This window comes from Vibrio halioticoli NBRC 102217 (assembly GCF_000496695.1).
Lineage (GTDB): Bacteria > Pseudomonadota > Gammaproteobacteria > Enterobacterales > Vibrionaceae > Vibrio > Vibrio halioticoli.
Genome location: NZ_BAUJ01000052.1, coordinates 1 through 12,939, shown reverse-complemented (window position 1 = coordinate 12,939; position 12,939 = coordinate 1). Strand labels below are relative to the sequence as shown.

General features: G+C 43.8%; 14 protein-coding genes. 2 read left to right on the top strand and 12 right to left on the bottom strand.

What is annotated here, in order from left to right; all coding sequences use genetic code 11:
* Positions 1 to 71 precede the first annotated feature (71 nt).
* The 11 genes from acpS to rpoE form a co-directional block, all read right to left on the bottom strand.
* On the bottom strand, positions 72 to 470 hold the full coding sequence (gene acpS, locus VHA01S_RS13945; protein WP_023405006.1) for a holo-ACP synthase: 399 nt from the start codon (positions 468 to 470) through the stop codon (positions 72 to 74).
* Entirely contained in the window at positions 470 to 1,201 is a 732-nt protein-coding gene (pdxJ, locus tag VHA01S_RS13940) for a pyridoxine 5'-phosphate synthase (RefSeq protein WP_023405005.1), read from the bottom strand. Before pdxJ ends, acpS begins: the two co-directional genes overlap by 1 nt.
* On the bottom strand, positions 1,198 to 1,917 hold the full coding sequence (recO, locus tag VHA01S_RS13935) for a DNA repair protein RecO (RefSeq protein WP_023405004.1): 720 nt from the start codon (positions 1,915 to 1,917) through the stop codon (positions 1,198 to 1,200). Before recO ends, pdxJ begins: the two co-directional genes overlap by 4 nt.
* Positions 1,918 to 1,970: 53 nt before the next feature.
* Positions 1,971 to 2,969, bottom strand: coding sequence for a GTPase Era (gene era, locus VHA01S_RS13930; RefSeq protein ID WP_023405003.1), 999 nt, complete (start codon positions 2,967 to 2,969; stop codon positions 1,971 to 1,973).
* Entirely contained in the window at positions 2,962 to 3,639 is a 678-nt protein-coding gene (rnc, locus tag VHA01S_RS13925) for a ribonuclease III (protein ID WP_023405002.1), read from the bottom strand. The genes era and rnc overlap by 8 nt, the downstream gene beginning before the upstream one ends.
* Positions 3,640 to 3,648: 9 nt before the next feature.
* Positions 3,649 to 4,545 carry a signal peptidase I gene (gene lepB, locus VHA01S_RS13920; protein WP_023405001.1) on the bottom strand — a complete coding sequence of 299 codons (897 nt, stop codon included), beginning with the start codon at positions 4,543 to 4,545 and terminating at the stop codon, positions 3,649 to 3,651.
* Positions 4,546 to 4,642: 97 nt separating this feature from the next.
* Positions 4,643 to 6,436, bottom strand: a complete 1,794-nt coding sequence (gene lepA / locus VHA01S_RS13915) for a translation elongation factor 4 (protein ID WP_023405000.1) — start codon at positions 6,434 to 6,436, stop codon at positions 4,643 to 4,645.
* Between the two features lie 109 nt (positions 6,437 to 6,545).
* Complete coding sequence (locus VHA01S_RS13910) at positions 6,546 to 7,040, bottom strand: SoxR reducing system RseC family protein (RefSeq protein ID WP_023404999.1); 495 nt, start codon at positions 7,038 to 7,040, stop codon at positions 6,546 to 6,548.
* Positions 7,041 to 7,055: 15 nt separating this feature from the next.
* The gene (rseB, locus tag VHA01S_RS13905; RefSeq protein ID WP_023404998.1) at positions 7,056 to 8,003 is read right to left on the bottom strand and encodes a sigma-E factor regulatory protein RseB; all 948 of its coding nucleotides are present in this window, start codon (positions 8,001 to 8,003) and stop codon (positions 7,056 to 7,058) included.
* Complete coding sequence (locus tag VHA01S_RS13900; RefSeq protein WP_039971018.1) at positions 8,000 to 8,617, bottom strand: RseA family anti-sigma factor; 618 nt, start codon at positions 8,615 to 8,617, stop codon at positions 8,000 to 8,002. Before VHA01S_RS13900 ends, rseB begins: the two co-directional genes overlap by 4 nt.
* A gap of 24 nt (positions 8,618 to 8,641) precedes the next feature.
* Positions 8,642 to 9,220, bottom strand: a complete 579-nt coding sequence (gene rpoE, locus VHA01S_RS13895) for an RNA polymerase sigma factor RpoE (protein ID WP_023404996.1) — start codon at positions 9,218 to 9,220, stop codon at positions 8,642 to 8,644.
* A 379-nt stretch (positions 9,221 to 9,599) separates the two neighbouring features.
* Between rpoE and nadB the strand changes: the two genes are divergently transcribed.
* Positions 9,600 to 11,231, top strand: coding sequence for an L-aspartate oxidase (nadB, locus tag VHA01S_RS13890; RefSeq protein ID WP_023404995.1), 1,632 nt, complete (start codon positions 9,600 to 9,602; stop codon positions 11,229 to 11,231).
* Between the two features lie 113 nt (positions 11,232 to 11,344).
* Here the strand turns inward: nadB and VHA01S_RS13885 are convergent, their stop codons facing one another.
* Positions 11,345 to 11,608, bottom strand: coding sequence for an FAD assembly factor SdhE (locus VHA01S_RS13885; RefSeq protein WP_023404994.1), 264 nt, complete (start codon positions 11,606 to 11,608; stop codon positions 11,345 to 11,347).
* Between the two features lie 264 nt (positions 11,609 to 11,872).
* Between VHA01S_RS13885 and ygfZ the strand changes: the two genes are divergently transcribed.
* Complete coding sequence (gene ygfZ, locus VHA01S_RS13880; protein WP_023404993.1) at positions 11,873 to 12,814, top strand: tRNA-modifying protein YgfZ; 942 nt, start codon at positions 11,873 to 11,875, stop codon at positions 12,812 to 12,814.
* Positions 12,815 to 12,939 lie beyond the last annotated feature (125 nt).

Below are 12,939 nucleotides of genomic sequence, written 5' to 3'. Positions count from 1 at the left end.
CGATAAGTAGTTATTCTACAATCAAAATTCTAACGCCGTTATCGAGCATTTTAACAAGCTAGAATGATCCGTTATTTAGTACGATTGGTATCACTTTCAAAAATGACGGTGGCGACCGCATAGTGTCTTTCATCGGATATAGAAAGGTGCACATGAGTTGTTCCCAATTGCTTAGATATTTGCAATGCTTTACCCGATAGGTGCAATTGTGGCTTGCCTAGCTCATCGTTACTGACCGTAAAGTCTTGAAACGAAACGCCTTGTGCAATACCTGTACCTAACGCTTTTGAAGCGGCTTCTTTAGCGGCAAAGCGTTTAGCCAGAAACTTAGCCTTTAAATTAAGCTTTTCAAACTGAGCCATTTCTGACTCAGTTAAAATGCGTTGTGCAAAAGGTAGCCCTGTTCGATTAAGTGCTTTTTCGACACGCTCAATCTCAGCAATATCCGTACCTAAGCCAACAATCGCCATTATTTACGAGCCTGATCCATAATCGCTTTCATATCTGAAACGGCTTTTTCTAAGCCTTCAAATGCAGCGCGGCCGATAATTGAGTGGCCAATATTAAGCTCATAGATTTCAGGTAAAGCGGCTACTGCGGCGACGTTGTGGTAGGTCAGACCATGACCCGCATTCACAATGATGCCTTGCTCAGATGCATAGGTAGCAGCCTTAGCAATCACAGCCAACTCTTTGTGTTGCTCTTCTTCTGTTTCTGCATCTGCGTAGTGGCCAGTGTGCAGTTCAATAAAAGGAGCACCTGCCGCTTTCGAGGCATCAATTTGCGCTTGGTTTGGATCGATAAACAAAGAGACTTTAATTCCAGCTTCACTCAGTGTTTTGGTTGCCGCTGTGATTTTCTCTAGCTGACCGACAACATCTAGCCCACCTTCTGTGGTCAGTTCTTCACGTTTTTCAGGCACAAGACAAACAAACTCAGGCTTTGTTTTTAAGGCAATTTCAACCATTTCATCTGTCACTGCCATTTCTAAATTCATGCGCGTTTGCAGAGTTTCGGCCAGTAGACGTACGTCTCTGTCTTTGATATGGCGACGGTCTTCTCTTAAGTGAACGGTAATGCCGTCAGCGCCAGCACGCTCAGCAATATCTGCCGCATGTACAGGATCTGGATATTTAGTTCCACGAGCATTTCGTAAGGTCGCAATATGGTCAATATTGACCCCAAGTAAGATTGGATTCATTTTTTGATACTCCGTGTTCGGGGCATAAACAACTCCCGACTTTTTATTGGTTTTCCGCCAAGATAAGGCTTTAAGGCTATGCGTGTAAAGCGCTTTGCCGAACTCAGTTGTGATTTTGAGATAAAGCGCCTTTCACTTAATGCGATCAGATCTTCTCCCTTAAAAGTGAGGTTATCTTTACGCACCGAAGCAATGAATCCTTGCTGTTCTCGATAGCGATAAGTCATCTGTGGATCGATAGGCATACCCGTGCCAGTACAGTGCAGAAAATCCACACCATAACCGAGTGCATTGAGCAGAGCTAATTCAAAACGGCGCAGCGCAGGCTCAGGGTTATCCGCTTGCGCAAGCTCAGTTAAAGCATGCAGATAATCAATAAACAGCTCTGGATATGGGACTTCTTGAGCGATGACACGGGCGAGGATTTCGTTGATATACATAGCAGAGTAAAGGCTTACTCCACTCAAAGGTAATCCGAGACTGATAGGTTCTGCTTGGCGCAATGTTTTCATTGATCCGCCACCAGACCACTTTAGCAGTAGTGGCGTAAAAGGTTGCAATGCGCCTTTTAAAGGTGAACGCTTGCTTCGACCTCCCTTACTGAGGATCGTGACTCGACCAAACTCTTCAGAGAAGACATCTAAGATCAAACTCGATTCTGTATAGGGACGACGATGTAATACAAAACAGCGCTGAAATCCGTCAATTACCGACATAAATAGATACTATAAAAAACTCCACCAAGGCGGTGGAGTTTTGGGATGTGTTTTTATAGGTCGTCCATGTAGCCTAATGAACGAAGTGCTCGCTCATCATCTGCCCAACCCGACTTAACTTTAACCCAAGTTTCAAGGTAGACCTTGCGACCAAACAACTCTTCCATATCCAGTCGAGCTTCACGGCCGATGGTTTTGATTTTTTCGCCACCCTTGCCGATCACCATTTTCTTCTGGCCACTTCTCTCAACTAAGATAAGGGCATTGATATGGAAACCGTCGTTATCAGGGTTGTAATCAAAACGTTCAACTTCAACCGTTACTGAATAAGGCAGTTCATCACCGGTAAAGCGCATGAGCTTCTCACGCACAATCTCTGACGCCATAAAGCGTTGTGAACGGTCTGTAACATACTCTTCAGGGAAGTGATGGGTTGCTTTAGGCAAGAAATCACGTACGTGCTTACGCAGTACATCGGTATTCTTACCTAATTTAGCTGAAATAGGAACCACATCAACAAAGTCCATTTTGCCAGTCATTTCTTGCATATGTTGCATCACAAGGTTGCGGTCTTGAACCTTATCAACTTTGTTCACACACAGCACAACAGGGAAATTAGCGGCTTTTAATTTGTTTAGTACCATTTCATCGTCAGCAGTCCAGTGAGTGCCATCAACCAAGAAGAAAACCAAGTTAACATCACTTAAAGAACTGTTTGCAGCACGGTTCATCAAACGGTTGATCGCACGCTTTTCTTCGATATGTAACCCTGGGGTATCAACGAAAATAGCTTGATAATCACCGTCGGTATCCACACCCATAATGCGGTGGCGCGTGGTTTGTGGCTTGCGTGACGTGATTGAAATCTTTTGCCCAAGAATATGGTTCAGAAGCGTTGATTTACCTACGTTTGGTCGACCCACAATGGCAATAAAACCACAGTGTTGGTTTTCCGTTGAGGTAGCTTCGCTCTGATTGTTCGAGGCAAAATACGCATCCAGATCAATACCTTGATCTTCTGCTTGGTCTTCTGGTTGATCGTGATTAGACATTTGTTAGTTTCTCCAATGCAAGTTCGGCAGCCGTTTGCTCAGCTTTACGGCGACTTGTTCCCTTGCCTGTGAAAGGTTTTTCAACACCCGAAACAATACAATCAACAGTGAACTCTTGATTATGAGCCTCACCTTTTATCTTGATCACTTCATAAGTCGGTAGCGGCTTACGACGCCCCTGCAAGAATTCCTGTAGACGTGTCTTAGGATCTTTTTGCGATACGCCAGGTTCAATCGCTTCAAGACGGCTCATATACCATCCTAATACCATTGCACGTACCGTTTCTGTACCACTGTCTAGGTATACAGAACCGATAATCGCTTCTACCGCATCTGCCAGAATTGAGTCACGACGGAAACCGCCACTTTTCAATTCACCTGGACCTAATTTTAAGTAGTCTCCGAGTTCAAATTCACGTGCTAGTTCAGCCAGAGTTTTCCCTCTTACTAAGGTTGCGCGCATTCGACTCATATCACCTTCGTTTACCTTAGGGAAACGATGGTACAAATCATCAGTGATGACAAAACTTAAAATTGAATCGCCCAGAAATTCTAGTCGCTCATTATGTTTGCCATTGGCGCTGCGGTGTGTCAGCGCCAAGTGTAGGTTATTAATGTCGTTAAACTTATAACCAATGCATTTTTCTAATCTGTTTAATTGAGAATTCATACTCTCTGATTACTCTATACCGCCAATGCGGTTCAAACGAATACCGGTTGGAATCCATGAAGGTAAGAAGCTATCGTTGTCACGATCAAACTCAAAACTCATCCAAATACCAACTGCTTTACCAACTAAATTGGCTTCTGGCACAAAGCCCCAATAACGGCTATCAGCGCTGTTATCACGGTTGTCACCCATCATGAAATAATGCCCTTCTGGCACAATCCACTCTCGAACACCAGGTCTAGGCTGATACGCTGATGCGTTATCTTGGCGTAGAGGATTCACCAATACTTGGTGCTGATGTTCACCCATAGTTTCATCAAGACGAATCAATGGGACATTATTTTGTACAAACTCACTTTCCGTATAGTTAGTTAGAGGCACGGGTTTACACTGCTTCTCACCACTTGGTTTAATACAAAGTTTCTTCTCTTGAGTATAGCGAATAGTATCGCCCGGCAAGCCAATTACTCGTTTAATGTAGTCAATGCTCGGCTGAGGTGGGAATTTAAATACCACAATATCACCGCGCTCAGGCTTACCTGTTTCTACCAATTGTGTACGCCATACAGGATCTTTCAAACCGTAAGAGAACTTCTCTACTACGATGAAATCACCCACCAACAACGTTGGCATCATAGAACCTGACGGGATTTGAAACGGTTCGTAAATAAACGAACGCAAAATCAATACAAAGGCAATCACTGGGAAGATAGAAACACTGTTTTCTACCCACCATGGTTGGTTTTCTACTTTTGCTTTAGTTTCGTCATCCAAACCGTTGGTTTGCGCTTCAACGCCTGCCACCTTGGCTGCTCGTTTCTTCGCCCAAACTAGCTTCTCTAAAGCATAGACAATACCAGTAACCAAAGTCACTATGACTAGGATTAGTGAAAACGTATTAGCCATTGAAATCCCTTAAAATTTATATGTTTCTAAAACAACGAAAGTGAAAGAGCTAATCACTCTTTCACTTTGCAATTATTATCCAACCATTTTTGAATGGTTAATCTTTGCCGACATGAAGAATAGCAAGGAAAGCCTCTTGCGGAAGCTCAACGTTACCGATTTGCTTCATACGCTTTTTACCTTCTTTCTGTTTCTTCAATAGTTTCTTCTTACGACTCACATCACCACCATAACATTTTGCTATTACGTTTTTGCGTAACTGCTTAACGGTAGAGCGAGCAATAATGTGGTTACCAATCGCCGCTTGAATGGCAATATCAAACATTTGACGAGGAATGAACTCTTTCATTTTCTCAACCAATTGGCGACCACGAGTTTGAGAGTTATCTTTGTGCGTGATAATTGCCAGTGCGTCCACTGTATCGCCATTAAGCAATACATCAACACGAACCATGCTTGATTCTTCGTAGCGATGGAAGTTGTAGTCCAATGACGCATAACCACGAGAGGTTGATTTTAGGCGGTCAAAGAAATCTAACACAACTTCAGCCATAGGTAAGTCATACGTTAAAGCAACTTGATTGCCGTGATAAATCATATCAACTTGAATACCACGCTTCTCAACACACAGCGTAATCACGTTACCTAAGTAATCCGAAGGCACTAAAATATTACAACGTGCAATCGGTTCGCGGATAGCTTCTAAATCGTTCACTGCAGGTAGCTTAGCTGGGCTATCCACATACAAAACTTCGCCGTTAGTTTTTTCAACTTCATACACTACGGTTGGCGCTGTAGTGATAAGGTCAAGGTCGTATTCACGCTCTAGACGCTCTTGAATAACTTCCATGTGAAGCATACCCAAGAAACCACAGCGGAAACCAAAACCTAGTGCAGCTGAGCTTTCTGGCTCATAAAACAGTGACGCATCGTTTAGGCTCAATTTACCTAGTGCATCACGGAAGTTTTCATAATCATCTGATGATACAGGGAATAGACCCGCATATACTTGAGGCTTCACTTTTTGGAAACCTGGCAGTGCTGTTTCACAGCCGCCTTTAGCGTGAGTTAGGGTATCACCTACTGGAGCACCAAGGATATCCTTGATACCACAGACTACCCAGCCTACTTCACCGGTATTTAACCCTTCGGTATCAATACGTTTAGGGGTAAAGATACCTAGACGATCCACACCCCATACTTGGCCTGTGCTCATCACTTTAATTTTGTCGTTTTTCTTTAGCTTGCCGTTTTTGATACGCACAAGTGAAACAACGCCAAGGTAGTTATCAAACCATGAATCGATGATCAACGCCTGCAATGGGCCGTCAGGATCACCTTCTGGTGCTGGGATCGCTTTCACGATTTCTTCCAACACTTCATCAACGCCAAGACCTGTTTTCGCCGAACAGCGCACAGCTTCTAAAGCATCGATGCCAACAATTTCTTCAATTTCTTCAGAAACACGCTCAGGATCAGCGGCTGGAAGGTCAATCTTGTTTAGGATTGGCACAACCTCTAGATCCATTTCAATGGCGGTATAACAGTTAGCCAAAGTTTGCGCTTCAACACCCTGACCTGCATCAACCACCAGCAATGCGCCTTCACAAGCGGCAAGTGAACGAGATACTTCGTATGAGAAGTCTACGTGTCCTGGAGTATCGATGAAGTTCAATTGATAGGTTTCCCCATCATTTGCTACGTAGTCTAAGGTCACACTTTGAGATTTAATGGTGATGCCCCGCTCTCTTTCAAGATCCATAGAATCAAGAACTTGCGCCTCCATTTCACGAGAGCTAAGACCCCCACAGACTTGTATTAAACGATCTGATAGGGTGGATTTACCGTGGTCAATGTGGGCAATAATCGAAAAGTTACGAATGTTCTTCATAGTAAGGTGTGGTTAGACTCATACAAAATTGAAAGGGGAAATGATGTTTATACTCATCATTTGGCTCAGATTGGCAGATTCTACCGAATTTCGGCGCTTGTCGCTATCTTCATTTTACTTCTAGTGGTTGACCTAAGGTGCGAATTAAGGTGACTTGTTGCGCAGCTTGGTGATTAGTACGCTTTAATTTTGCTTTTACCACTACCCCACCAATACACGCAAAGCCTACGCCAAGCACTATGCTGGGCCATTCATGACCATCTAACATCACATTAGAGATCTCGGTGCCAACTAGAGCGCCAAGAAACAAGAATAGTAAAGGTACTAGGTACACTATGGCTGCGGCTGACAGTAACGCTTTTTCAGGCAAACCTATTTCAACAATATCGCCTTTAGCTACCGCCGTGGAGGTAGTCACTGACCAAGCATGCTCTTTATTGCCTATAGCTTTGGTCACCTGCCCTGTGGCACAGCTTGATTTAGAGGCACAGCCACTACAACTGGTCTGTTGCTCACAGGTCAGATCGACTTTAAATATCGCTTCATCGGTTTCAGGTGATGACACTTGCGTCACTTTGGTCACCTGAGCTAATGCATTCATCATGGTCTTTACACCTAGCTAGTGGAAAGTCACCGATTGTAATATACGCTGCGCCGTACGTGGAGGAATATCTCCGACTACAATGACTTCATGTTTATTCATAATAGCACTTTGTAGGGTACGTCTGCCTTGTCGCACCAATTGACGCTTCAATGATTGATCGTCTTCTGGGGCAACATAAATGGAAAACTGGAATAATCCATCTGAATATATTTGGCTTTCAACTATGCGATCTGAACCAAATAATGGGTGACTTTGCATTTTTTTACTCACAAAGCCTTTTGGCATCCATTCAGCATTCCATGAGATCTCATCCACACTGCCGTCGGGCAAGGTGACCACATCCGGCAAAGTCGCTTTTTCTAGCCCCTTCATAATGGGAATCAAATGGTCAGAAATAGAATAAGACACGGTTCTATATTGCTCGATGATTTCACCGTCACGATCAATAAGATCGGCACGCAAAGGTAACGCTGTTCTTTCATCAATCCACATAATGTAAGAGTAACGTTGACCATCTTTTGGTACTACACGAACAACTTCACTAGCTGCACCGGCTTCGCGAGCACGCCCAACTTTAACAAAATCGTAATAGATTTTTAGCTTGTCAGGATTGATGCTAAGCATAGGCATTAATGGAGCAACCATTTTATCGGATGCGATGGTAAAAGGATCAATGCCGGGCTCGATGTAACTGATCTCTCCACCACGACGAATGACTTCTCGTACCGGTCCACTTAAATACAACAATTGAGCAAATCGAGTGTCATTATCATTGGCTTGGCGATACACCAAAGGCTCAATGCTGCTCTTTCGAATCAACACGTATGACATCTCGTAGTTGAGAGTCTCGGTTGCAGTGCTCATTTTGTAGATTAGGGCCTCAGCTGAGTTCTCATCAGCTAAGGCTAAGGGAGAGGCTGTTAAGCTGAGCAGCGCGCACACACTGGCCAGAAATTTCTTCATTTGATTTCCGTTTCTACGTCGGAGCTAGTTTCGCTATGGTTTAAACGAAGTTGTAACTCATAATCTTGCAATACTGTATTGATGCGACGACGTTGCTCTGCAAGTTGTTCATCTTTCGCTGAGATTTTTGCCGACTCTGACTTAGTACGCACTGAGTCACGAGTTAAGCTCACCGGCTCAGCACTACCTGCAATAGGAATCGTCTGTAACACAGGCAGTGTTTCCGGAGCTTGTGACGCATTACCGTCCACGCTACCGCCGTATTGCTGAACTCCGACAATGACCGCAAAAGAAACGCAAGCAGCCACGGCTACCTGACCAAATTGGGTGAGCCATTGGGGAAGAGCCTTTTTAACTGTCGCTGGTGTAGGTTGTTCTTCTAGCATTGGACGCACATTGCTTGAGTGAGCAGGCTCATCTTCAAGGGCAAGAGCAACTTTGCTCGCAATATCCCAATCTGCGCCTTGTTTTGCGTCACCGCGCATAACATCACCAATGAGATGGTAATTCTGCCACGTTTGTTGAGCATCCTTCTCGTGTTCTACCTCAGAGATCAAGCTCAAGTCTACCGACTCTCCATCCATCAATGCTGAGATTTTCTCTTTGTTAGACATTACATTCACCATTGTGATTATTTTCTAACGCTGAAGAAGCGGTTGCATTTTTTTCTCTACCGCTTCTCGAGCTCTAAATATTCGCGAACGAACTGTGCCCACTGGACACTCCATAACGGCGGCTATGTCTTCGTAGCTCAAGCCATCAAGTTCTCGCAACGTCATTGCTGTTTTTAAGTCTTCTGGCAGTGCTTCAATTGCATTGAACACTACCTCTTTCAATTCATTGGACAACGCTAAGTTTTCAGGGTTCGAAATTTCTTTTAGCGCATTACCAGTTTCTATATATTCAGCGTCTTCAGCATCCACATCCGTTGCAGGCGGTCTGCGCCCTAACGCAACAAGGTGATTTTTTGCGGTATTCACCGCGATACGATACAACCAAGTATAAAAGGCACTTTCTCCCCTAAAATTAGGGATAGCACGATACGCCTTAATAAAGGCTTCTTGGGCTACATCAGCGACATCACTTTGGTTGTTCACATATCTAGAGATCAAGTTGCACACTTTATTTTGGTATTTAACCACCAAAAGATTAAAGGCTTGCTTGTCTCCATTTTGAATTCGCTCAATCAATACCTGATCGGTCAACTGCTCGTTCATTCGAGCTTTTACTCCTATGTTCAGCTCTCATCTTCTCAGATATGAGTTTTATCAATGCATAATGTATTATTGACACCATCGATTACTAGAGCACTATTGTGACTCAATCGAGACACAAAAGTTCATTTTGGTTATGTTTTTTTTATAACTTGGTCCAAAATGTGATGTACTAGACGCTTGATGGCCGTTAGAAACGAACTTAAGTCTAAGATTAAAAACTTGATACAACGCATTGCTTTGCGTGGCAACTAGTAGTCGAATAGTAGCACCCTAGTCCTCGTCTGGGTTAAGAACACGTCAAAACTATAAGATATAAAGTGTTCGACGAGTGGTTAATGGAAGGCGATAGAGCCTAATCGAAATAGGATAAAATATATCAATGAATTCAATCGCTCAGCATCAATGTGATGTATTGGTTATCGGTAGTGGTGCCGCAGGACTTTCGCTAGCCCTTCGTGTCGCAAAAAAATCTAAAGTTATTGTGTTAAGTAAAAGTCTAAGCCGAGAAGGGGCTACCTTTTACGCACAAGGCGGTATTGCCGCAGTATTTGATGAATCAGATACCGTTGAGTCTCACGTAGAAGATACGCTGATTGCAGGCGCAGGCTTATGTGAAAAAGACAAAGTTCAGTTTATTGCTGAAAACGCCAAAAAATGTGTGCAATGGCTTATTGATGGCGGCGTTCCTTTTGACCAAGAAGAGTCACAAAAAAGTGGCGAGCAGCCTCGTTATCACTTAACTCGTGAAGGGGGTCATAGTCACCGCCGTATTCTGCACGCCGCAGATGCAACAGGCATGGCAATGCAAACTTCTTTGCAAGAGAACGTACTAAACCACCCTAACATTACTGTGCTAGAACGCCATAATGCTGTTGACCTAATCACCGAAGATAAAACCGGTGGTGACTCAAGCAAAGTGGTTGGTGCTTATGTATGGAACCGCGACTCTGAGCATGTAGAAACAATTGCCGCAAAATTTGTCGTGCTTGCCACTGGTGGTGCATCAAAAGTGTACCAATACACCAGTAACCCAGACGTATCATCGGGTGACGGTATTGCTATGGCATGGCGCGCAGGCTGTCGTGTGGCCAACCTTGAATTCAACCAATTCCACCCAACGTGTCTCTTCCACCCAGAAGCACGTAACTTTTTGCTGACGGAAGCACTTCGTGGTGAAGGTGCCTATCTGCGCCGTCCGGATGGCACTCGCTTTATGCCCGATTTCGACCCGCGCGAAGAACTCGCGCCACGCGATATCGTTGCTCGCGCCATTGACTATGAGATGAAACGTTTAGGTGCAGACTGCATGTACTTGGACATCAGTCATAAATCAGCTGAATTTATTACTAAACACTTCCCGACTATCCATCTACGCCTACAAGACCTAGGTTTGGATATGACCAAAGAGCAAATCCCAATTGTTCCTGCAGCACACTACACCTGTGGTGGCGTAATGGTAAACCCTCAAGGGCAAACTGATGTAGAACAACTGTATGCGATTGGTGAAGTGAGCTACACCGGCCTACATGGTGCAAACCGCATGGCATCTAACTCACTGCTAGAGTGTGTGGTATACGCTTGGTCTGCCGCTGAGAGCATTCTTGAGCAATTGGATGATGCGCAAATGCCTGGCAATCTACCTTGCTGGGATGAAAGTCAGGTGAATAACTCTGACGAAGAAGTTGTTCTGCAACACAACTGGCATGAACTAAGACTGTTTATGTGGGATTACATGGGTATTGTACGTACAGATAAACGCTTAGAGCGTGCTCTGCACCGTATTCAACTTCTACAACAAGAAGTTCATGACTACTACAGCAACTTCCGCGTATCAAATAACCTGCTTGAATTACGTAACTTGCTGCAAGTGGCAGATCTTATGGTGCGTTGTGCAATGGAACGTAAAGAGAGCCGTGGCTTACACTACACGCTTGATTACCCAGAAATGCTTGAAGAAGCTAAACCGACTATTTTGGTGCCTCACCATTCAAATAGAACATACCCTAACTAAGCTGTATGTAGCCCTAAAATAAACGGTATGCAACCTAAAACTAAAAAGGCGCTCAATGCTAAATGTCATTGAGCGCCTTTCTTTTTATTCTCTTTATTTTTCAAGAAGATAAATTACGAACGCACTTTACTTAAATTATGTGCCACAACTTTATCTATCATAGCGGCCAGTGCTAAATTTTCACTGCGTCCATGTCCCATAACCCAAGTAAACAAATCTGGATCGTCACACTCAAGCAGTGCCACAAAATCTTTCTTTTCTTGCTCGGTTAGCTCATCAAAGCACTCATCAAAGAACGGCATAATCACGACATCCAGTTCCAACATGCCTCGACGACACGCCCATTTAATACGTGCCTTTTGTTCAGGTGTATACATGCTTTACCTCAAAATAATCACATTCCTTTCAGTCGAGTGTAACAGCAGTCAACTAAGGTAACTATTAGATCAATCACAGTAATTTAGTATTCAGGAATAACCAAGGAAAAATGCTGAAAACAAGCTAGGGTAATAAGTGACAAACTGCGATGGGTTTTATCGCTGAATATTATTGAAAATAGTCTCTTAACTAAAATTCCGCCCTTAGACATCAAGCCAAATTCTGATTACCATAGACAAAACGACTGAGTTCAAGGAACCACTATGAGCGCGCAACCTTCTGTATCTTTAAATACCCCACCTTTAGCATGGACTGAATTGGCTGATTGGCAATCGATCACTGCAATAGGAGAAGAAAGTAAGTCTTACCTGCAAGGTCAAGTGACGTGTGATGTCGTGCAATTAGATGCGACAGAAGCCACCTTGGGTGCCCATTGTGATGCGAAAGGCAAAATGTGGAGTCTATTTCGCTTATTTCACCACAACGGTGGCTACGCTTTATGGCAGCACAAGTCGGGTATAGAGACAGCTCTTCAAGAAATCAAAAAGTACTCGGTATTCTCAAAGGTTGATATTGAAATCAACTCACAACAAGTTAGCCTTGGCATACTTGGTGAGCAAGCCGAAGCGTTTATCGACTCAATTAGTGAAAGCACTGGGGATGTACGAGACCTTGGTTTTGGTAGTGCCGTTAAAATTGACGCTATGCGCTGGCTATTGCTGGTAGATGAAAGTGCCGTTGCTACGTTAACTGCAAAATTAACCGCAGCTGAAAAAGTGCCATCGAATGATTGGGACTACTTTGATGTAAGTGCAGGGCTTCCTCGCCTTACCGCCGCTCAACAGAACACACATATTCCTCAAATGCTAAACCTACAAGTATTAGGTGGTATTAGCTTTGAAAAAGGCTGTTATACCGGACAAGAAACGGTAGCCCGAGCCAAATATCGCGGGACTAATAAAAAGGTAATGCGCCTAATCCAAGGCAAGGGAAATACCACAAGTCCATTTACGTTTGAACGCGCGGTCGGCGACAATTGGCGTGGAGCGGGCGAAGCCATTGCTCAATATTGTAATGAAAATGGGGATGCGCTAGCTCTGATCGTGCTAAACAAAGATATTGAATTTGATACTGGATTTAGACTAGCGGACGATAACGACAACCTCTGGTCTTTAGTTGAATTACCCTATTCGCTAAATGACTAGTCATAGCTAATCGCAACTCAGGCTAACTTACACAAGCGGTTGATAAGCCTCTATCAACCGCTTTACTTTGCAACACTTCCCCTCTCACGTGATCTCTCAACACTTATACCAATCGTACTAAATAA

Bases quoted from the DNA above. Each gene is read 5' to 3' on its own strand.
- rnc (WP_023405002.1), bottom strand. From the start codon at position 3,639: ATGAATTCTCAATTAAACAGATTAGAAAAATGCATTGGTTATAAGTTT.
- rseB (WP_023404998.1), bottom strand. From the start codon at position 8,003: ATGAAGAAATTTCTGGCCAGTGTGTGCGCGCTGCTCAGCTTAACAGCC.
- pdxJ (WP_023405005.1), bottom strand. From the start codon at position 1,201: ATGAATCCAATCTTACTTGGGGTCAATATTGACCATATTGCGACCTTA.
- acpS (WP_023405006.1), bottom strand. From the start codon at position 470: ATGGCGATTGTTGGCTTAGGTACGGATATTGCTGAGATTGAGCGTGTC.
- lepA (WP_023405000.1), bottom strand. From the start codon at position 6,436: ATGAAGAACATTCGTAACTTTTCGATTATTGCCCACATTGACCACGGT.
- ygfZ (WP_023404993.1), top strand. From the start codon at position 11,873: ATGAGCGCGCAACCTTCTGTATCTTTAAATACCCCACCTTTAGCATGG.
- recO (WP_023405004.1), bottom strand. From the start codon at position 1,917: ATGTCGGTAATTGACGGATTTCAGCGCTGTTTTGTATTACATCGTCGT.
- lepB (WP_023405001.1), bottom strand. From the start codon at position 4,545: ATGGCTAATACGTTTTCACTAATCCTAGTCATAGTGACTTTGGTTACT.
- VHA01S_RS13910 (WP_023404999.1), bottom strand. From the start codon at position 7,040: ATGATGAATGCATTAGCTCAGGTGACCAAAGTGACGCAAGTGTCATCA.
- nadB (WP_023404995.1), top strand. From the start codon at position 9,600: ATGAATTCAATCGCTCAGCATCAATGTGATGTATTGGTTATCGGTAGT.
- rpoE (WP_023404996.1), bottom strand. From the start codon at position 9,220: ATGAACGAGCAGTTGACCGATCAGGTATTGATTGAGCGAATTCAAAAT.
- era (WP_023405003.1), bottom strand. From the start codon at position 2,969: ATGTCTAATCACGATCAACCAGAAGACCAAGCAGAAGATCAAGGTATT.
- VHA01S_RS13900 (WP_039971018.1), bottom strand. From the start codon at position 8,617: ATGTCTAACAAAGAGAAAATCTCAGCATTGATGGATGGAGAGTCGGTA.
- VHA01S_RS13885 (WP_023404994.1), bottom strand. From the start codon at position 11,608: ATGTATACACCTGAACAAAAGGCACGTATTAAATGGGCGTGTCGTCGA.